Origin of the sequence: Paracoccus sp. (in: a-proteobacteria) (assembly GCF_030538655.1) — a bacterium.
In the GTDB taxonomy this organism is placed as follows: domain Bacteria; phylum Pseudomonadota; class Alphaproteobacteria; order Rhodobacterales; family Rhodobacteraceae; genus Paracoccus.
This window is the reverse complement of sequence record NZ_JAUNTO010000008.1, coordinates 63,185-82,968: the sequence shown is the minus strand read 5'-3', so window position 1 is coordinate 82,968 and position 19,784 is coordinate 63,185. Positions and strand designations below refer to the sequence as shown.

The following is a 19,784-nucleotide window of genomic DNA, read 5'->3' as shown; positions in this document are numbered from 1 at the left end:
GCCCGCTGATGGCCCGCGCCGTCAGGGCGCGGGCGGCAGCAATTGGAAAAAGGCCACATCGGCGGCGGCAGTGCCGCCTGTGGCTCTGATCTCATCCAGCACGCGCGGCAGCAGATCGGCGGCGGCCTGGCCCGCAGCCGTCGCGGCCACCGGCGCGACCAGCGGATCACGGCTGGCCAGCGCAACGATCAGTTGCGGTTCAGGCGCATCGCCCGCTGACGCCGCCATCGCAAAGGCAAAGGCCATCCGGCCATCGGGATTCGCGCTCAACCGCGCCGACAGGTCATGCACCTCGCCGTTTGCGGACACCAGAAACAACCACAGAAACCGCCCGCGCAGGTCACGCAGACTGCCCGCGACAGTGCCGGTGCCGGCGGTAACGGCGGCGCTGTCCAGCGTCAGCACCGGGGTCAGCTCGGCCCGGCCCTGAAGCTCGCGCACGAAATCCAGCGCCGGGCATTGCGCCTGCGTCACACGGTTTTCCAGCAGGGCGGGGCGGGCGCCAAAGGCGGCGTCATAGCCAGCCAGCAACGGCGCAAAGTCAACCGGCCCCGCCGACAGCGCCGACAGTCGCCCGGCATCCAGTCCCGACGACAGCCGGTGAACCTGCACGCAAGGGCCAAGATCGAACCCGGCCAGAAAGCCGTCGCGCGTGGCCATGTCACGCGGCGGCAGCGCCAGGTCCGGCACAGCGGCAAGCGGCGGCGCAGACGGAACCGGCAGCGGCTGATCCCCGCCACGCAGCGTCAGCCAGCCAGCGGCCAGCACCGCCACAGCCAGCACACCCGCCCCCGCCACAATCGGCGCACGGCGGCGCGGTGGCTGTGGCGACACAGCCACCGCCGCGACCGGGACCAGATCATCCACCGCCACCGCCCCCCACAGCGGATGGCGATAGCGTTGCGGAATCCGCGTCGGATCGACCGCCATCGCCGCCACATCCGACATGCTGGCCGGGCGCGCCTCAGGATCGGGTTCCAGCATGTATTGCAGCAGCGGATAGACCTCATGCGGGATGCCGCTCAGATCGGGGATCTGCCGCCGCGCTGCGGTTGCTTCTTCGGCGGATGCGCCCATGTCCAGCGGCGTGCCGCGCAGCACCGCCGCGATCATCAGCGCCATGCCATAGATGTCGGCGCGCGCCCCCACCTCGCCGCCGTAATGGCCAAGCTGTTCCGGCGCGATATATTTGAACTTGCCCGCAAACCGGCCCGCCAGCACCCCTTCGCCCATATCGGCGGCGCGCGCGATGCCAAAGTCGATCAGCACCGACTGGTTCAGGTCATCGCCGCGCAGCATCACGTTATCGGGCGACAGATCGCGGTGGGTCACGCCACGCGCATGGGCCTTGGCCAGACCTTCGGCCAGCCGCACGATCAGGTTCAGCGCATCACGGGCGCGGATCGGGCCGTGAACATCGACATGATCCCACAGCGTCGTGCCGTCGATGAACTCCATAATCAGGCAATAGCGGCCAAGCCCCTGATCCAGAACAAAATTGTGATAGCGCACGATGGCGTCATCGGTCAGCTGCCCGAGAATCCGCGCCTCGCGCATGAACATCTGGATGATGCCGTCATCGCTGGCCAGACTGGACAGCACGATTTTCAGCGCGACGGGATCGCCGGTAAAGACGTTCTCGGCCCGGTAAACCTCGCCCATCCCGCCCTGAGACAGCATCTGCTGAACACGGTAGTTGTTGTTAATCAGCACACCGGGCGCGACCGGACGGGCGGGCAACAGCGGCGGAATGGTCACGCCCGGAGGCACGACGATAACCGTGCGTTCCTTGTCCCCGGCCGGGGCGATCAGCGTGACATGGGTGGCATCCCGCCGGTTTTCGGTGCTGCCCGGTCGGGTCATGGCAGATCCCCGGCATCATCATCGGCCTCACCTATGGGCAGGCAGTGCAGCACGATGGTTGTCACATTGTCACGCGCCCCGCGCCGCAGGGTTTCCGCGATCAGCGTATCCGCCGCCGCCTGCGCCGCCCCCTGCCCGGCCAGCAAGGCGGCCAACTCGGCATCCGGCAGATGCTCGGTCAGCCCGTCCGTGCACAGCAGAAATACATCGCCCGGCATCACCATGCCGGTGACGGTTTCGATATGTGGCCCGTCATGGATGCCGATGGCGCGGGTGATGACATTGCGGCGCGGCCAGTGCCGGGCCTGTTCCGCCGTCAGGCGTCCGGCGTCGATCAGCTCTTGCACCTCGGAATGGTCGGTGGTCAGCCGCGACAGCCGCCCGGCGCGCAGCAGATAGATGCGACTGTCCCCCGCCCACAGGCAGGCAAAGCCGGTTTCAAAGATCAGCAGCACGGCCACGGTGGCACCCACGGTGGCAAGGCCCATCTCGCGCGAATGGGCGGTGATGCGATGATGGGCGCGGCCCAGCCGTTCCGAGACGCGGGCGCGCTGATCCTGCGTGGAAACCGCGATGCCCACGGATTCGATTTCCTCGGCGATGATGGCGGCGGCGACATCGCCCGCATCATGGCCGCCCATGCCATCGGCCACCATCCAGACCCCGGCAGCAGGCAGCGACAGCAGGCTGTCTTCGTTATGGCCGCGCACCAGTCCGGTATCACTGGCCGAGCCGGTGTCGTAACGGAAATGCGACAGAGGCTGGATCATACCGGCCTCTGCCCCCAGGGTGCCGATGGCGCAATTTGCCCTGTCATCGCCGCCCCCTTTCTAGAATTGCAGCCGCATCTGCGCCGTTACACCGACGCTGTCCAGCGATTCCCCGGTCCGCCCGTCCAGACGCACCGAGGCACTGAACTGTTTGGGCCGGCCATCGCCGCCGGGTTGCAGCACCCGCGTATAGGCGGCACCGATCCCCAGCTCGCCATACACGCCCAGGTTGTCGGATGCCAGATCCTCGCGCAGTTCAAGGCTGCCATCGGCGCGATATTTGCTGAACTCGGATTGGACACGATTGGCAAAATCCTTGTAAACCGTGCCGGTGGCGTAATAATTCACCGCCTCGACCCCGGATGCCAACACCTGCCCCCGCGACAGGGTGGCCCCGGCAAAGCCCACGCGGCTGCTGCTGCCGCGGATTTCCAGTCGCGATCCGTCGTCGAAATGCACCGCGCTGGTGCGGGTGTCGGAAAAGGCAAAGCCCGCCGTCGGCACCACCTGCCAGCCATCGGCCAGCGGCACCGCATAAGACACCGACCCGCTCAGCGTCCAGGCATGGCTGCTGAAATCCGAATCCGTCAGACCCAACCCGTCGCTGCCCTGAATCAGCGGCGTGTTGTTCAGGGTGAATCGGGTCCGTTCGCGGCGCAATTGCAGATCGGCGCTGATATTGTCGCGCGCGGCGGTCACATAGATGCCGCCATAGACCTGCCGGAAATCGGCCCGGTTGATCGACCCGCGCTGCCCGGTCTGGTTCCAGGTGCTGCCATCCCATTCCAGCAGATAGACGGGCTGCGTCGTGCTGCCGTCATTCATGCCGCCGATGGCGCCAAAGGCCATGTTCCAGCCATCGAAATAGCCGTCAAAACAGGCCAGATCGCCGCCGAACTGCATCCCGCGATAGCTGGCCGAAATACGGCTTTCGACGCTGTAGGTCCGGGCCGAACTGGCCCCGCTCGCATCGGCGCGACCGCCGGTGACACGGCTCCATGCGCCGGGGGAACAGCGGCTTTCGCCCTCGGCCACGGCATAGCCGGTGACAAAGGGGCTGGTCGGGCGGTTCACCACCGACCCGATCAGGCTTTGCGTCAGCACCACATTGGCACTGATCCCGCCAATGGTGGCATTGGTGCCGTAACTCAGCAGCAGATCCCCGACCGAGGTCTTTTCCAGCCCATACACCAGCTTTTCCGTGCCCACCGGCAAATTCGCCGCCGAATAGGTATAGCTGTTGCGCGCCGCCAGACTGTCATCGGCATCAATCAGCAGAACCCCGCCATCCAGCGGCGATTCCAGCGGCGTGTTGACGATGTTCAGATCCAGATTCAGATGGCCCGTCACCGCCCCGCCACGAACGACGATCTGGTCCGCGCGCGGCCCGCTGCCGCTTGGGTCAAGGTTCACGTCCAGCGCATAGGTGCCATTGCCCGACAGCCCGCCCACATGCAGCACGCCGTCAGCCGTGCCATCACGCAGATCAACCGTGCCCGCATTGGCCAGAACCCCGTCGATCCGGCCGCCGCTTGTCGCGGTCAGCATCGCACCGGCGTCATTGCTGACGGCCCCCTGCACCACCCCGGTCGCGTCAAGGCTGGTCTGCCCGGCGTTGGTCAGATTGCCCGCGATGGTGCCCGACAGGCTCAGCGCCTGCTCGGCCCGGTTGATGACATGCGCGGCGCTCAGACGGGTCGTGCTGCCAATGCTGGTGCTGCTTTGCAGATCAACAGTGCCGCTGACCTCAAGCGTATCGGCAAGACGCAGGCTGCCCCCGGCATAGGTCAGATCGCCGCGGATCGTGCCGCCCAGATCGGCGCTGCCCTGCGTGTGCAGCGATCCGTCCAGCGTGCCGGTCATGGTGATCGCACCGTCATTGACCACGTCCGCCGCCAGCGTGCCGCCAAGCGTGATCTGGCCGCCGGTGTTATTGTTAACCCCGCCCGCAGCCGTCAGGCGGTGCCCCTCGCGCACATTCAAGCCCGACACCGCCGCCGCATCCGTGCTGTCCGCCACCGTTGTCATCGCCAGCACGTCGGCTGGGGCCGAGGTCGCGGCGTTGGTCAGCGTGCCGCTTATCACCGCATCGCCTGCCGACACAATCGTGCCGCGGTTATTCCGCAGATTGCCATCAATCGTTCCGGCCAGAGCGATGCGACCGCTGTTGGCGATGTCGCCCTGCGCGGTGCCGTTCAGGCGGATCAGGCCGTTGTTGGACAGATCGCCCGTCAGCTCGCCGCCCGCAGCCACGGTCAGATCGGCGCTGTTGCTGATCCCGGCGGCGCTCAGGCTGCCGCCGATCACGGCATCGCCCCCCGTCACCGACAACAGGCCCGACAGATTGGCGCTTTGCCCGCTGGCGATGGTCATGCTGCCGGTGCTGCTGACCTGCCCCGCCGTCAGATCGCCCGACAGCGACAGCGTGCCCCGGTTCAGCAGATCGCCACCCAGATGACCGCCGATGCCAAGACGGCCATCATTGGTGACAGCGCCCGAGGCCCCGGCCTTCAGCACCAGATCGCCCCCCGCCGCATTGCTGGCCGCGCCCTCCAGCCGCTGGTCCAGGCTGGCGCTGCCGCTGTTCTGAAGATCGCCGACCAGACGCCCCTGCGCCGTCAGCGTGCCGGTGTTGCGGGTCAGGCCGCTGATGATCGCCGTCGTGCCCGAGGCCAGCGACATATCCGCCCGGTTCAGCACATCGCCGGCCCGCAGCGTGCCAGCCGTCAGGTTCAGATCGCCGTCATTCACCAGATTGGCGCCGCGCGCGTCCAGAGATCCGGTGACCGTCACCTGGCCGCCGCTCTGATTGGTCAGATCACCCATCAGACGCCCCCGGATATTGACCGTGCCCGCATTGCCGACATCACCCCGCAGCAGGCCGGTAGAGACCAGCGACGATCCGGCACGCAGGGTCATATTGGCATCCAGCGTGCCCGTATTGCTGATGCTGCTGCCCGACCCGGCGTTCAGCGTCGCCGCTTCGACCCTGCCGTCACCGGCAATGGTCAGCGTGCCGCGATTGGTCAGGCTGTTCAGCCCGACCAATGCCCCGCCATCGGCAACCACCGTCTGCCCTTCATTCTCGACCGAGACGATATTCTGCCCCGACACGACCGCACCGACCGTCATCTTGCCGCCCGAGGCCACATGCAGATCGTCATACAAGGTCAGGTCATCTGCAAAGGTCACATCACCCGTGACATCCAGCGCGCCCAGAATATCAACGCCCGCCCCGATGCTGGACTGGCCACCCAGTTGCACCGACCCGGCCGAGATGGTCAGCCGACCCTGCCCGCCGCTGGTGATGCTGCCGTTCTGGATCAGCTTGCCTGCCACGGCCAACAGCGCATTACCGCCGGTCTTGGTCAGCGTGCCGGTATTGCTCAGATCGCCACCAACCGACAGATCGCCGCGCAGCGTTACCACCCCGGCATTGGTCAGATCGCCGCCGATCCGCCCCGCCGCCTCGACCGTGCCGCCGCTGGCATTGCTCAGATCGCCCGACAGCTGCGAGGCCGCATCCATCTGCACCTGCCCGCCCGCGCCGTTCTCGATCCCGGCGGTCAGCGCGCCGTTCACCCGCAGCGTGCCGGTGTTGGTGACGCCATTGTCGATCCGCCCGGACAGGTCAGCCGTGCCGCTGTTGGTCAGCCCCGACAGCAGATACGTATCGGCCTGCGTGGTGACGATGCCGCTGGCCAGATTGCTGATCGCACCGCTTATGTTGCCCGACAGGCCCAGATCGCCCCGGTTCACCACACCGCCCGTGTCCGAGGCATCCAACGTCATCTGGCCACCCGCGGCATTGGTCACGGTGCCCGCCACGCTCGTCCCGCTGAACGCGGCGGTGCCCGCATTGGTCAGCTTGCCCGCCACTGAACCGCCCGTCACCGTCAGATCCGCCCCGGCAGCATTCTTGACCGCCCCCGTCACCGCCACGCCGTTCAGTGCGGCGCCCCCTGCATTCGTCAGCGCCCCCACCGTGCCGCCGGTGACGGTCAGATCGCCGCCCGCCTCATTGCCCAGCGCGCCCGTGACCGCCGTCTGATCCAGCTTTGCGGTGCCCGTGTTGGTCAGCCCGCCCGCCAGCGAACCGCCGGTCACGGTCAGATCGCCACTGTTCGCCACCGGCCCGTCGATCTGCGCCATTGCCAGATCCGCCGTGCCGCTGTTGTTTAGCGCCGCGATTCGGCTGGCGCGGCCCGTGCTGCTGCCGGTGGTGATCGTCCCGGCATTGGTCAGAGAACCATCCAGCACCGCGCCATCCAGCGTCAGCGTGGCCGGGGCACTGACCCGCACTCCCCCCTGAACCCGTCCCGAAATCAGCCCCGATCCGTCGATCAGCCGCAACCGCCCGCTGACCAGTTCGGCTCCGTCGGCGATCTGCAACAGGCCACGGCTGACCGTATCCCCTTCCGAGGTCAGGGTGCCACTGGCGACGTTCAGCGCCCCCCCCTCCGCCACCCGCAACGAGATCGGGGCCGGTCCGGCAACCGCAACCGCGCCATGCGTCACCGTCTGGCCACCCGCCACGGTCAGCCCTCCGGTCAGGCTGACCCCCGAATGGCCAGGCTGCGCCAGCACACGGGTCTGACCCAGACTGGTGACATGCCCGGCAACGTCGCGCGCAATGGTCAGATCGCCGCCTGCGGCATTGGTCAGGCTTTGCGTCATGTCGCGGTCGATATGCAGCACCGCGCGGTTTTCGATGGCAACGGCGGTCAGCGCGCCAAAGCTGGTCAGCGTCTGCGCTGCGCTCATCTGATTAATCAGCGTGCCGGTGTTGTTCAGCAAGGTAAAGGTCGCGCCGCCTGTCAGCCGCAGATCACCGTCGATCAGGCCGGGACCGGCGATATGGCCGCTGCTGGTCACATTCCCCCTCAGCACCGCGCCTGCCCCCAGATACAACTGGCTGTCATTGGCCACATGGGTCGCCGTCAGTTGCGCGCCACCGCCCAGCCGCAATTCGCCGCCCGATACCGTGACATCATCGGCCCCCGTATCAGGGGCGGTATCAGGCGTGGTGACGGTCAAACTGCTCGAAACGCTGGTGACGCCGCCCGCCACCTCGACCTGCCCATTCACCTGCCCCGACAGGCTGGCGAGGGAGGCCAGTCGCAGCTGCCCCGCGTCGATGCGGCCCTGACTGTTCAGCATACCGCCATCATGCAGCACCTGCTGCGCCGCCAGCCGCCCGCCTGCGGCGATGGTCAGGTTATGGGTGTTGGTGAACATGCCGATAGCCGACAAATCGCCGGTATTCGCAATGATAAAGCTGGCATTGTTGGTCACGTCATGGCCGTTACCCTGCACCCCGGAACCGACCGTGATCGCACCGGGGCTGGCGTTGGTCAGACTGCCGTGCAGACCGTCCAGCGCGGCCAGATTCAGCGACGACTGGTTCACGACCGCACCCTCCAGCCGCACCTGACCGCTGATCTGCGACCCTGATCTAAGCGTCAGCGTCTCGGCCGAAATCACCAGCGGATCATCGGCCGAGCCGCCGATGACCCCGTTCCAGCTATTCTGAAAATTCCCTGTCACCGACAGGCGACCGCCACCCTTGCCCGCCATGATCTGCCCGCTGTTGCTCAGCGCGATCACGCCCGAGGTCTGGCCGATCTGCGTGGTTCCGGCCACTTTGGTCAGGCCGGTATTGTTCACAATGCCGGTGATGACACCGCCGTTCAGCCGCGCCAGCCCGGCATTGTTCAGGTTGCCCGTAATGACACCGCTGGCGTTCAGATCAATCGTTGCACCCGCTTGATTGGTGACATTGCCGCCAAGGGCGCCGTCAATCGTCAGCTGCGCCGCCGGGGCATTCACCAGTGTCTGCGCGGTCTGCACAACCGCCCCTGCGGCGATGGTCAGATCACCCTGGTTGCGAAACTGCCCGGCAATCTGAATCGGCTCGCCGCCCGCCGTATTGCCCAGAACCGCCTGCCCGGTCGCGGCAATCTCGACATTGTGCAGGCGCGCGGTTTGTGCGGTCAGGTCAAGCTGCCCGGCGACCGTCAGGCTATACAGCCCCGCCAGCGGTCCCGAATAAGACAGCCGCGCATCCGGGCCAACCTCGATGCCGCGCAGCCAGCCGCCGATTGACGACAGCCCGGCCCCCTCTGCGGCATTCAGGGTGAAATCACCGCTGGCAACCCGGATTGCGCCGGTCATCAGCGCCTCGGTCACGGTCAGACTGACCGCGCCGCCGCCGTCATGCCGGAAAATCACATCATCGCCGGGCTGGAAAACGGCAGGGGCCTGGGTTGCGGCGGACCACCAGTTGGCACTGTGCCCATCCCACGCGCCGCCGGATTGCGGGTTGAACTGCCCGTCGGCATTGCCATCGCCGTAATCATAATGCAACGTCGCGGCCACGGCACAGGGACCGCTGCCCAGCACAACCGCAAGGGTCAGCGGCGAGACCAACCGGGCACGGGAAACCCCCGCTGGCCAAAGCGGCCAGCCGGTCACGCCACGATGACCCTTCGGATTTTGCCCCATGCTACCTTTCCCGGCCGGGAAACAGCCCGGCATATCCAAGGGCTTTTCCGAAAATTCACTTGAAATCAAATGTAAAATGTTGCCAAAGCGGAAAAATTTCCGCAGCTTTGCACGGCACGCAGACTTGGCCAGCCACACGACCTGCAATCCAGCGCGGCCATCCACCGTGGCCCGCCCCTTCAACTGTCACGCAACCCGTTCAACCGCAAGTGGTCTTGACGGAGCAAGCACCTTGCCCGCATCCTGCGTGAACAGAAAATGGCGTAACCAGACATGACCGAGCTTTCCCCGCCCCCCATGCGGACCGATGCAGAAAAGACACGCCCGCCGATGGGGTTTCTGCGCTACGAATCACCGCAGGCGCTGTTCATCAACCTGCCGCAGATCGCCGAACTGACCCAGCAACGCCCGCGCGCCGTCGAAGATTCGCTGGCCTTTCTGACCCGGCTGCGATCTTCGCCCACGCCGGAAGACGCGCTGACCTTCACCGCCTTTGCCGCGCTGCCGCAAACGGCGATCCGCTGGGGATACGAGGCGCTGCGGATGATGGCCGACCATCTCGACCCGATGGACCGCCCGATGATGGAACTGATCGCCGCATGGCTGCGACATCCGGCCACCAATATGCGCCAAAGAATTGCGCGTGATGCACTTTGGGCACCGTCGCGGTCGCCCTCGGTGATGCTGGGGCTGGCGGTGGCGTGGTCGGGCGGGCCGGTGGCCCCCAATGATCCGCTGCCCGCGCCGCTGCACCGCTGTCCGCGCGCGGTCAACGGCGCGGTGCTGACCTGTCTGGCCCGCACCGATCTGCGCCGCCGCCCCGACTATCTGGCTCGCTTCGTTGACATGGCCGAACCCTTGTTCCGCGCCTATTGACCGCACAGGTTGCCCATGACCCTGATCCTGCATATCGACAGCCACACCAGCCTGCCCGGCGCCAATCCGTCGCGGATCGAGGTGCCCGACACCGGGCTGAGCGCGGGCCGTTCCGCCAGCATGGGCTGGGTGCTGCCCGATGACAGCCGCCACGTGTCGGGGCACCATTTCGACGTGTCGCGTCAGGGCGATGGCTGGTGGCTGCGCGACATGTCCACCAACGGCACCTTTCTGCAAGGCCAGCGGTTCCGGCTGGACGGACCACACCGGCTGCGGCATGGCGACCGTTTTCAGGTCGGCCCCTATCTGATTACGGCGCTGATCGAAGGCGAAACCACACCGCCACCACAGCCGCTGACGGCGGAATCGCTGCCTGATCTGTCGCGCCCGCTCCGGTCTAACCCCCCGGCCTATGAGGGGCTGGCCGATCTGCCTCCGCCCCCCCGGCACGAGGTGACAGGGATCAAGACCCCCGCCCCCGCCGCGCCCGCCAGCGATGTCATCACCGCCTTTTGCAATGGCGCAGGGTTGCCGCCCGATCTCTATGCGCAGGTCGATGCCCCGGCACTGGCGCTGGCCTTGGGGCAATCGGTGCGGCGGATCAGCGAACAGATCATGCTGGCCCTGCAAGACCGCGCCGCCGCGAAACAGTTCACCCGCGCGGGCGAAGGCACGATGCAGGCCGAACAGGATAACAACCCGCTGAAATTCCTGCCGACCCCGGATCAGGCGATCGAGGCGATGTTCCTGCGCCCGCGCCCCGGCTTTCTGACCGGGCCGCGGGGGCTGGACGATGCGCTGGCCGATCTGCGGCTGCATCAGTCGGCGCTGTTTGCCGCGCTGCAACCGGCCCTGGCGCGGCTACTGGCCGATCTGGCCCCCGACGGGATCGAGGCCGAGGCCGAAACCAACCGTCAAGGCGGCAACCGCGCCGCAAAAGCGTGGGAGATCTATGCCGCCCGCTGGCGCGCCAAGACCGAACAGCACGACAACGGAATGCTGGACGAATTCCTTGACCTGTTCGCCGATGCCTATCGCAACGCCATCGACGGACTGCCGGTGGCGAACAATCTGCCGCGCTGACCATTTGGCCCCGCGCCATGGACAAGTGCACAACAGCGGAATGCTGGACGCCCCCTCACCTGTTCGCCGATGCCTGTCGCAACGCCATCGACAGGCTGCCGGTGGCGAATAATCTGCCGCGCTGAACCGCCCAGCCCCAAAGGGCCAGTCAGCGCAGGTAGAACCCGGCAACGGCGACCTGCACCCCTGGTCCCGGCTGCGGGCCAAGCGCGGCAAAGAAACGCTCTGCCGACTGGCCCGCATTCTGCGCCACCGCCTGCGCCATGCCCGGCCCGCTCAGCGCCATGATGATCTGGCTGGTGTCGCGCGCGCTGCCATTGCGGCGCACCGGCACGTCAAATTGCGTGGCCCCACCGTCCTGCGCCGTGCTAAAGCGGCTCAGATCCTGCACCACGCCATTGTCATCGACCAGCACCAGCACCGCCTGCCCGCTGCTGACCGACCCGCGCAGACTGTCGCCCGAGGCCACCACCGGCTGCGCCAGCGAAATCGCAACCGGCCCGACCGGATAGCTGGCCGCCGCCCGCGCATAGGCCAGCGCCGGGCACTGTCGCGCGTCCAGCAAGACAGATCGTTCCAGCAAGGCCACCCCCTGCGCCTGTGCGGCGATGCCCTGCCCGAACCCGGCAATATCCTGATCGCCCGCTCCGATCACGGTCAGTTCCACCGCACCGTCCGGGGCGGCGGCGGGAACGGCGATCAGGCAGGATTGTTCCAGCCTGCCGCGAATGGCCGCGATCAGCGCCTGAACCGCCTGCGCCTGCCGGGCGTCCCCGTCGGCACCACCACCGCCGATGTCCTCTGCCAAAGCAGGCGCCGCGCCGGGCTGGGTGACGGGCGGCGCGCTGCCGCCTGTCGGCACATGGGGCGCGATCACCTCGACCGGCGGAGCCGTCGCGGGATCATCCCCGGTCGGCACGCCGGGCATCGCCGGTTGTGCCGGTTCCGCAGGGGCCAGCGACTGCGGCGGCACCGGCATTGCCTCGGTCAGCGTGGTCGGGGGCAGGCTGGCGGTTTCGACGGCAAGGCCCGTCACCTGCACCTGAACCGGCAATGTCTGCTCTGCCGGGCGACGCCAGCCGGGCAGGTCCGCAAACACCGCAACCACCGCCACATGCGTCACCAGCGCCAGCGACAGCGCCTGCGCCCAGTGCCCACCGCTTTCATAGACCGGCGCGCTCATGCCCGGCCGCCCCGGTGGCGCAGCGTCACCAGCCGCACCGCCACGCCCTGCAAGGCCGGGTCGCGCAGCACCGCCACCAGCGCATCGGCGGGTGCGGCGCGGTCGATCAGCACGTTCAGCGTCACCGGCTGCGGCAATTGCGCCAGCGCGACTCCCAGCAGATCGGGCGCGACCGGCTGATCGTCCAGCAGCCAGTCGCCCCCCGGCGTGACGATCAGGATCGGGCGCGGCAATTGATCCAGCGGCAGTTCGGTGGTCTCGGGCAGGTCAGGCAGCCTGGCCCGGTCGCTGGCACCGATCTGCCCACTGACCAGAAAGAAAAAAATCAGCAGCAGCACGATATTCACAATCGCCAGCGAAACGTCGATGCGTAACCGCCGCGCGCGCGAGGGCAAGGACACGCTCATCCTCCGGCCCCGCTGGCCACCTGAATATCGCTGACACCCGCGATCGACAGCGCCTCGATCACGGCGACCAGATTCTGCACCTGCGCGCCGGGCCGCGTCACCAACAACACCCGCGCGGTGCCCGCCTGATCCAGCGCCGCCGCCAGATCCGGCAGCCGGTCAAAGCCGAACCGCTGCCCCGAGGCCACGATTCCATCGCCACTGACCGACCAGATCGCGGTTTCACCGGCAGGCATCGCCGGTGCCGCCTGCTGCCCCGGATCAGGCGCATCACCGCCACCACCGCCCACCGCCAGCGCCCCCCCGCGCAGGTCCAGCAACGAATAGGGCGACAGATTCGATGACAGCATGAAAAAGATCAGCACCTGAAACATCGCATCCGCCAGCGGCGTCAGCGCAAAGCCATAGCGCCGCTGCCCGCGTGGCAGGTCGATCCGGTTCAGCGCCGCCACCGCCATCGCCATCACGCCCTAGCGCCGCCCCAACAGCCCGACCCGGCCAAGGATCGCGGCAGGGATAATCATTTCCATGCGCTGACGTTCCGTCTCGATCCGGGCTTCCAGCCAGTTGGCGGCGAAATAGGTCAGCAGCGCGATGGCCAGACCGATGGCGGTGGTGGTCAGCGCCGTCCAGATCCCATTGGCCAGCAACGCCGGATCAACCGCGCTTTGCGACAGCGACAGCGCGGAAAAGGCGTCGATCATGCCGATGATCGTGCCCAGCAGGCCCAGCATCGGCGCGGCCTGCACCACGGCCTCCAGCAGACGCATCCGCCCGTTCAGCGCCGCCAGTTCCTCAAGCGCGGACTGCCGCCCCAGTTCCTCGGCATAGGTCGTGTCGCCGGGGCGGGCGCGCAGCCCCTCCATCACCGGGGCCAGCACGCGGGTCAGCACGCTGTGCCCCTGCCCTGCGGCGGTGATCGCCTGATCGGGGCGCCCGTTCAGCCAATCGTCCAGCACCGCGTCCGCCTCGGCCCGGCGGCCCACGCCCATACGGCGGAACTGCATCACCTTGAAGATGGTCACGGTCAGCGCCAGCACCGACAGCACCATCAGCGCCGCGAAAATCGCCACAGTGGACAGGTTCAGAATCGGCATGATCTGCGACATTCCGGCCCCCTTACAGATCAAAGGCGATGGCAGTGCGGCTGCGCGGGGTCAGCGCATCCAGACAGACCGGCGACAGCGCATCACCGCCCTGCGCCCGGCAGGCGGCGACATCGTTCACCACCACGCGGGAAATATCGGCGCAGGGCCGCCCCGGCAGATCGAACAGCACGATCCGCGTCCGCCCCTGGGCCAGCGCGCCGAATTCCAGCACCAGGATCGAACGCACGATCCCCTGCCCGTCGAACACACCCACCTGCCAGGACGCGGCCTCGAACCCGGTGCCGCTGTGGTTCGCCGCCACAAAGGTCAGGCGGCAGGCGCCGGTTTCCGTGTCGCTGGCGTTGTTCAGCTCGACCACGATCCGGCCCTCATCGGCAGCGGAATCCTGTGCCAGCACGGCACCCGGCCACAGCGGCACGATCAGCAAGGCAGACAACAGCAGAGCAAGACAGAAACGCAGCAAACTTCACCTCGTGAATCAGGGCAGGGCTAGGGATAACACAGTTTACGGCACGGTTAAGCGGATTCAGACACCAATTGAACAACTTGTGGCAGAACATTGCGCGACGTGCAGGTTATTGCTGCGCTTCGCGCGGAAAAACCAGCACCCGGTCCCGGCGCAGCATCAGCCACATCGGCGTTCCCACAGGCGGCAGAAACACGCCCGGCACCGCCGCCGTCAGCGCGATTCCACCCTGTTCGGTGACGAATTCCACCAGCGATTCCCGCCCCAAAAACCGCGCACGGCGGACAAAGGCATGGGCGGCGGTGCCGTTCTGCGGCGTCGGCGCGGGGCCGTTGCCCGCGCGGTCAAAGTCGATCTTCAGATGCTGCGGACGGATCACGATGTCCACCTCGGACCCGTCGGGCACGCCGGGGGCCAGAAAATCGCCAAAGGGCGTCGCGGTCAGCGCCCCGGTCACACGCCCATGCAACACATTGATGTCGCTGAAAAAACCTGCCGCCGCGCGATCCACCGGCGCGTTATAGATGTTATAGGGTGCGCCCTGCTGCACGATCCGCCCGTCACGCATCAGCAGGATCAGATCGGCCATGCGCATCGCCTCGTGCGGCTCATGCGTGACCAGCAGAACGGCGGTGCCTTCCTCTTTCAACAGCGCCAGCGTGTCGTCGCGGATGCCGTCGCGCAGACGTTCGTCCAGCCCGCTGAAGGGTTCGTCCATCAGCATCACACGCGGACGCGGGGCCAGCGCGCGGGCCAGCGCCACCCGCTGTTGTTCGCCCCCCGACAGCGCATGGGGATAGCTGTCGATATGGCGCGACATATGCACCCGCTCCAGTAACTCGCCCACGCGGTTGCGATGGGCGGCGGGGCCGCCGCGCAGGCCAAAGGCGACGTTTTCAGCCACCGACAGATGCGGGAACAGCGCGAAATCCTGAAACATCAACCCGATGCCGCGCCGTTCCGGCGGGATGCGGAACACGGTGTCGCAGATCAGCTTGCCATCGACCAGAATCTGGCCGGAATCCTGAATATCCACCCCGGCCACGATGCGCAGCGTGGTGGATTTGCCGCAACCCGACGGCCCCAGCAGACAGGCGACCTGACCGGCGGACACGGCAAAGGACACATCGTCCACCACCGCACGGTCGCCAAAACGGCGCGAAAGATGTTTCACCTCAAGTCGGGGCGGGGCAATCGTCGTCACGGCATGTCGTTCATCTTGCAGCACAAGCCCGGCCTAGCAATCCGCCGGGCCAGGCACAAGTCCGGGCACAAGCCGCCGCCCGATCTCAGACCGTGACATTCAGCGCGCCGCCATCCAACAGCAGATTCTGCCCGATGATGAACCGCGCCTGCTGGCTGCACAGGAACGCGCAGGCGGCGCCGAAATCGGCGGCCTCGCCATAGCTGCCGGTCGGGATCGTCGCCTTGCGCCTTGCCGCGGCCTCGGCGGGGGTGATGCCCTGCTGCGCGGCGGCGGCGGTATCCAGACTGACGGCGCGATCCGTGGCGTGCAGGCCGGGCAGAATGTTGTTCACGCAAACGCCGCTGCCCGCCACCTGCCGCGACATGCCGGCGACAAAGCCGGTCAGCCCGGTGCGCGCGGTGTTCGACAGCCCCAGCACCGGCACGGGCGATCGCACGGCGGCCGAGGTGATATTGACCACCCGACCCCAGCCGCGTTCCATCATGCCGGGAACCAGTGCCTGCATCAGCGCGATGGCGGTCAGCATATTGGCGTCAATCGCGCGGATGAAATCGTCGCGATCCCAGTCGGTCCATGTGCCCGGCGGTGGGCCGCCTGCGTTCGTGACCAGAATATCGGCCTGCCCCACGGCCTCCAGCACCTTGGCGCGGCCCTCGGGGGTGGTGATGTCGGCGGCGACCGGCGTCACCTGCACGCCGTATTTCGCGGCAATATCATAGGCGGTCTGGGTGATCGCCTCGGACGTGCGGGCGTTGATGACCAGATCGACGCCCGCCTCGGCCAGCGCCTCGGCACAACCGCGCCCCAATCCTTTCGAGGCGGCACAGACCAGCCCCCGTTTGCCCCTGATGCCCAGATCCATCGTCACCTCCTGCTTTGCCGCCACAGGGAAGCGCGGCGCGGCGGATTTGTCAAACCGCCACATGTCACAGCCCCCGCGCCGCCGAAACCTGACCAAAGTCAGCCCTGCAACGCCCGCAGCCTGTGTACAGGTTGTGCACAGGTTGTGCACGGATGGTGCACAGGCTGTGCAGCCGGATTCCCGGCAATTGCTGGCCCCGACGGCAATCAGGCGTTGCATTTATGCCCGCGCAACGCACGCTGTCGTTGCGCCCCGATCCCATGCCACAGCCGCGCCGGCACCTCGCATTGTGCAGGTCGAAATAAGGACGATCATGCGCCCCGCCGCACGCCCGGCGAACAGCGTTTGCCGGGGCGGCAGGCCACGCGATCAGCATCAGTCGGATCGCCGCGTCGCCGGAACAATATCCCGCCGAAATCCGGCCAACGGACAACAAAACACAACTCAGCCCGTTGATCTGCCCGGTTTCAGGAAATATTTCCCGACCCGAACCCTCAGGAGCCAGGCATGTCCATCTCGATCCGCGGAATGACCAAAAGCTTTGGCACCACATCGGTGCTGCGCGGCGTCGATCTGACCGTCGGCGATGGCGAGCTGGTGGCGCTGCTTGGCCCGTCCGGGTCAGGAAAAACCACACTTCTCAAGATCATAGCCGGTCTGGAATGGCCCGAAGCGGGCGAACTGACCGTCGCCGGAACCGACTGGCTGGCCCTGCCCGCACAGGCCCGCCGCATCGGATTCGTGTTTCAGCATTACGCCCTGTTCCCGCATATGACGGTGCGCGACAATCTGGCCTTTGGCCTGACCGTCGGCCCGCGCAAACAGCGCCCCGACGCGGCGAAAATCGCCGAAACGGTCGATAATTTGCTGAATTTCCTGCAAATCCCGCATCTGGCAGATCGTTTCCCGGCGCAGCTTTCGGGCGGCCAGCGCCAGCGCGTGGCGCTTGGCCGGGCGTTGGCCATCGAACCCTCGGTTCTGCTGCTGGACGAACCCTTCGGCGCGCTGGATGCCAGCATCCGCCGCGATCTGCGCCGCTGGCTTCGCGAGGTGCATGACCAGACCGGCAGCACCACGATTTTCGTGACCCACGATCAGGAAGAAGCCTTTGAATTGGCTGACAGAGTCGTCGTCATGGGCGATGGTCGCATCGAACAGATCGGCAGCGCCGACCAGATCCACGACCACCCCGCCAGCCCCTTTGTGGCCCGCTTTATGGGCGCGGTGATCGAACTGCCCGTGACCCTGCGCGCAGGCCGGGCCGAGGCACCGGGGCTGGACGCATCGGCGCTGGACCGCCGCGCCCTGCCCGATGGCCCGGCCACGCTGTTCCCGCGCCCCGACGCCATCACCGTGCAGCCCGACCCGGCCAGCCCGTGGCGACTGGCCGCGAAAACCAGCACCGGCGCGCTGATCCGGCTTGATCTGCATGGTTCCGGCGACGCCCGCATCAGCATCGACCTGCCACGCTATACCGCACCGCCGGTTGAAATCGGCACGCATCTGCGCCTGCGTCCACTGGCTGGCGCGATCTTTTCCGCAGCCCGCCCCGCCACCGCCGCAGCGGCACCTACCCCCCTTTCCCCGATCAAGGAGAACCGCCTATGAAAACCGGCCTGATCCGCGCGCTGGCGCTGGCCACCACGCTTGGCCTTGCCGCCACTCCGGCGCTGTCGCAAGATCGCATCCTGAACGTCAGCTATGACATTGCCCGCGAATTGTTCGAGGCGTTGAACCCCGCCTTTACCGAACAATGGCAGGCCGACACCGGCCGCACCGTCACCGTTGAGCAAAGCCACGGTGGTTCCTCGCGCCAAGCCCGCGCCATTCTGGAAGGGCTGAACGCCGATGTCGTGACCTTTAACCAGGAAACCGACATCGACGTGCTGGCCGAGGGTGGCCTTGTCCCTGCCGATTGGCGCGACAAGCTGCCGAACGACGCCTCGCCCTATTATTCGCTGCCCGCCTTCCTTGTGCGCGCGGGCAACCCCAAGAATATCCAGGACTGGTCCGACCTTGCCCGCGACGATGTGGCCCCGGTGTTCCCGAACCCGAAAACCAGCGGCAACGCGCGTTATACCTATCTGGCGGCCTATGCCTATGGGCTGGCGCAGAACAACGGCGATCCGGCGGCGACGCAGGAATTCGTGCGCAAACTGCTGTCCAACGTGCCGGTGTTTGACACCGGGGGCCGCGCCGCCACCCAAACCTTTGCCGAGCGTGAGATCGGCGACGTGCTGGTAACGTTCGAGGCCGAAACCGCCCAGATCGCCGCGCAATACGCCGACAAGGGGTTCGAGCGGGTCACGCCGTCGATGTCGCTGTTTGCGGCCTTCCCGGTGGCTGTGGTCGCCGCCAATGCCGAAAAGAACGGCTCGACCGAGGTTTCGACCGCCTATCTGGAATGGCTTTACTCGCCCGCCGCGCAGGAATTGCTGGCGCAAAACCACTACCGCGTGAACGATGCGACCGTGGCCGAGGCGCATGCCACCGACTTCCCCGAGGTCGAACTGGTCACGGTGGATGAGGTGTTCGGCGGCTGGGATGCCGTCCGCGCCGAGCATCTGGCCGATGGCGCGATTCTGGATCAGGTGTTCGTCAACCGATGATCGCTGTCGCCGCACCGCCTGCCGTCCGCGCCAAGCGCGTCTTGCCGGGGTTCACGCTGAGCCTTGGCACGACGCTGCTTTACCTGACGGTGATCGTCGCCATCCCGGTTCTGGCGCTGATCCTGAAGGGCGCGGAAATCGGGCCGGTGCGGTTCTGGGCCATCGTCACCTCACCCCGCGCGCTGGCGGCGTTTCAGGTGACGCTGACGGCGGCGGCGCTGGCCACGCTGTTCAACGCGGCCTACGGGCTGCTGATGGCATGGGTGCTGGTGCGCTATGATTTTCTCGGCAAGCGGCTGCTGGATGCGCTGATGGATATTCCCTTCGCGCTGCCCACCGCCGTCGCCGGGCTATCGCTGACGGCACTGTTTTCGGCGAATGGCTGGTTCGGCGCATGGCTGGCCCCGCATGGAATTAGCGTGGTCTATACGATCTGGGGCGTGGCGGTGGCGATGTCCTTTACCTCGATCCCCTTTGTGGTGCGCACGGTTCAGCCGGTGCTGGAGGATCTGGACACCTCGCTGGAACAGGCTGCCCGCACCTTGGGCGCGACCGAGGGCGAGATTTTCCGCCGCATCGTCTTTCCGCAGATTCTGCCCGCCTATCTGGCCGGCTGCACCATGGCTTTCGCCCGGTCCTTGGGCGAGTTCGGGGCGATTGTGTTCATCGCCGGCAACCTGCCCTTCAAGACGGAAATCGCCGCCCTGCTGGCCTTTATCCGGCTGGAAGAGTTCGATTACAGCGGTGCTGCGGCCATTGCGCTGGTGCTTTTGTTCTTTGCGCTGGTGCTGTTGCTGGTGTCGAACCGGCTGCAAGCCTGGGCGCTGCGCTATAAGGGGGCTTAA

The 19,784-nt window shown here is 66.7% G+C and carries 15 protein-coding genes; 5 read left to right on the top strand and 10 right to left on the bottom strand.

What is annotated here, in order from left to right; all coding sequences use genetic code 11:
* Window positions 1-21: 21 nt before the first annotated feature.
* Genes Q4G22_RS07490 through Q4G22_RS07480 form a run of 3 tightly spaced genes read right to left on the bottom strand, consistent with a single transcriptional unit; the run spans window position 22 to window position 9,137 of the window.
* Window positions 22-1,863: a serine/threonine-protein kinase gene (locus Q4G22_RS07490; protein WP_303385281.1), complete on the bottom strand. Its 1,842-nt coding sequence runs from the start codon at window positions 1,861-1,863 to the stop codon at window positions 22-24.
* Entirely contained in the window at window positions 1,860-2,633 is a 774-nt protein-coding gene (locus tag Q4G22_RS07485; protein ID WP_303385280.1) for a PP2C family serine/threonine-protein phosphatase, read from the bottom strand. The genes Q4G22_RS07490 and Q4G22_RS07485 overlap by 4 nt, the downstream gene beginning before the upstream one ends.
* Window positions 2,634-2,693: 60 nt before the next feature.
* Window positions 2,694-9,137: a hypothetical protein gene (locus Q4G22_RS07480; protein ID WP_303385279.1), complete on the bottom strand. Its 6,444-nt coding sequence runs from the start codon at window positions 9,135-9,137 to the stop codon at window positions 2,694-2,696.
* A gap of 297 nt (window positions 9,138-9,434) precedes the next feature.
* On the opposite strand from Q4G22_RS07480, the gene Q4G22_RS07475 reads away from it, so the two are divergent.
* Together Q4G22_RS07475 and tagH are read left to right on the top strand one after the other, a co-directional pair.
* Window positions 9,435-10,013, top strand: coding sequence for a hypothetical protein (locus Q4G22_RS07475; protein ID WP_303385278.1), 579 nt, complete (start codon window positions 9,435-9,437; stop codon window positions 10,011-10,013).
* 15 nt (window positions 10,014-10,028) lie between these two features.
* A complete protein-coding gene (gene tagH, locus Q4G22_RS07470; RefSeq protein ID WP_303385277.1) occupies window positions 10,029-11,096 on the top strand; it encodes a type VI secretion system-associated FHA domain protein TagH in 1,068 nt (355 codons plus the stop codon).
* Window positions 11,097-11,244: 148 nt separating this feature from the next.
* Here the strand turns inward: tagH and Q4G22_RS07465 are convergent, their stop codons facing one another.
* From Q4G22_RS07465 to Q4G22_RS07435, 7 genes are all read right to left on the bottom strand, one after another.
* The gene (locus Q4G22_RS07465; protein ID WP_303385276.1) at window positions 11,245-12,279 is read right to left on the bottom strand and encodes a hypothetical protein; all 1,035 of its coding nucleotides are present in this window, start codon (window positions 12,277-12,279) and stop codon (window positions 11,245-11,247) included.
* On the bottom strand, window positions 12,276-12,686 hold the full coding sequence (locus Q4G22_RS07460) for a biopolymer transporter ExbD (RefSeq protein ID WP_303385275.1): 411 nt from the start codon (window positions 12,684-12,686) through the stop codon (window positions 12,276-12,278). Before Q4G22_RS07460 ends, Q4G22_RS07465 begins: the two co-directional genes overlap by 4 nt.
* A complete protein-coding gene (locus Q4G22_RS07455; protein ID WP_303385274.1) occupies window positions 12,683-13,150 on the bottom strand; it encodes a biopolymer transporter ExbD in 468 nt (155 codons plus the stop codon). Before Q4G22_RS07455 ends, Q4G22_RS07460 begins: the two co-directional genes overlap by 4 nt.
* Before the next feature lie 6 nt (window positions 13,151-13,156).
* Entirely contained in the window at window positions 13,157-13,795 is a 639-nt protein-coding gene (locus tag Q4G22_RS07450; protein ID WP_303385273.1) for a MotA/TolQ/ExbB proton channel family protein, read from the bottom strand.
* Between the two features lie 10 nt (window positions 13,796-13,805).
* Window positions 13,806-14,258: a hypothetical protein gene (locus Q4G22_RS07445; RefSeq protein ID WP_303385272.1), complete on the bottom strand. Its 453-nt coding sequence runs from the start codon at window positions 14,256-14,258 to the stop codon at window positions 13,806-13,808.
* Between the two features lie 112 nt (window positions 14,259-14,370).
* Window positions 14,371-15,456, bottom strand: a complete 1,086-nt coding sequence (locus tag Q4G22_RS07440; protein WP_303385315.1) for an ABC transporter ATP-binding protein — start codon at window positions 15,454-15,456, stop codon at window positions 14,371-14,373.
* 94 nt (window positions 15,457-15,550) lie between these two features.
* Window positions 15,551-16,330 carry an SDR family oxidoreductase gene (locus tag Q4G22_RS07435; protein WP_303385314.1) on the bottom strand — a complete coding sequence of 260 codons (780 nt, stop codon included), beginning with the start codon at window positions 16,328-16,330 and terminating at the stop codon, window positions 15,551-15,553.
* A gap of 507 nt (window positions 16,331-16,837) precedes the next feature.
* On the opposite strand from Q4G22_RS07435, the gene Q4G22_RS07430 reads away from it, so the two are divergent.
* From Q4G22_RS07430 to cysT, 3 genes are read left to right on the top strand one after another with little or no spacing between them, the layout of a single operon-like run.
* Entirely contained in the window at window positions 16,838-17,938 is a 1,101-nt protein-coding gene (locus Q4G22_RS07430) for a sulfate/molybdate ABC transporter ATP-binding protein (protein WP_303385271.1), read from the top strand.
* A complete protein-coding gene (locus tag Q4G22_RS07425) occupies window positions 17,935-18,939 on the top strand; it encodes a sulfate ABC transporter substrate-binding protein (protein ID WP_303385270.1) in 1,005 nt (334 codons plus the stop codon). Before Q4G22_RS07430 ends, Q4G22_RS07425 begins: the two co-directional genes overlap by 4 nt.
* Window positions 18,936-19,784: a sulfate ABC transporter permease subunit CysT gene (cysT, locus tag Q4G22_RS07420; RefSeq protein WP_303385269.1), complete on the top strand. Its 849-nt coding sequence runs from the start codon at window positions 18,936-18,938 to the stop codon at window positions 19,782-19,784. The genes Q4G22_RS07425 and cysT overlap by 4 nt, the downstream gene beginning before the upstream one ends.

Coding starts and splice junctions, on each gene's coding strand:
- Q4G22_RS07490 (WP_303385281.1), bottom strand. CDS start 1,863: ATGACCCGACCGGGCAGCACCGAAAACCGGCGGGATGCCACCCATGTC.
- Q4G22_RS07485 (WP_303385280.1), bottom strand. CDS start 2,633: ATGATCCAGCCTCTGTCGCATTTCCGTTACGACACCGGCTCGGCCAGT.
- Q4G22_RS07480 (WP_303385279.1), bottom strand. CDS start 9,137: ATGGGGCAAAATCCGAAGGGTCATCGTGGCGTGACCGGCTGGCCGCTT.
- Q4G22_RS07475 (WP_303385278.1), top strand. CDS start 9,435: ATGCGGACCGATGCAGAAAAGACACGCCCGCCGATGGGGTTTCTGCGC.
- tagH (WP_303385277.1), top strand. CDS start 10,029: ATGACCCTGATCCTGCATATCGACAGCCACACCAGCCTGCCCGGCGCC.
- Q4G22_RS07465 (WP_303385276.1), bottom strand. CDS start 12,279: ATGAGCGCGCCGGTCTATGAAAGCGGTGGGCACTGGGCGCAGGCGCTG.
- Q4G22_RS07460 (WP_303385275.1), bottom strand. CDS start 12,686: ATGAGCGTGTCCTTGCCCTCGCGCGCGCGGCGGTTACGCATCGACGTT.
- Q4G22_RS07455 (WP_303385274.1), bottom strand. CDS start 13,150: ATGGCGATGGCGGTGGCGGCGCTGAACCGGATCGACCTGCCACGCGGG.
- Q4G22_RS07450 (WP_303385273.1), bottom strand. CDS start 13,795: ATGTCGCAGATCATGCCGATTCTGAACCTGTCCACTGTGGCGATTTTC.
- Q4G22_RS07435 (WP_303385314.1), bottom strand. CDS start 16,330: ATGGATCTGGGCATCAGGGGCAAACGGGGGCTGGTCTGTGCCGCCTCG.
- Q4G22_RS07430 (WP_303385271.1), top strand. CDS start 16,838: ATGTCCATCTCGATCCGCGGAATGACCAAAAGCTTTGGCACCACATCG.
- Q4G22_RS07425 (WP_303385270.1), top strand. CDS start 17,935: ATGAAAACCGGCCTGATCCGCGCGCTGGCGCTGGCCACCACGCTTGGC.
- cysT (WP_303385269.1), top strand. CDS start 18,936: ATGATCGCTGTCGCCGCACCGCCTGCCGTCCGCGCCAAGCGCGTCTTG.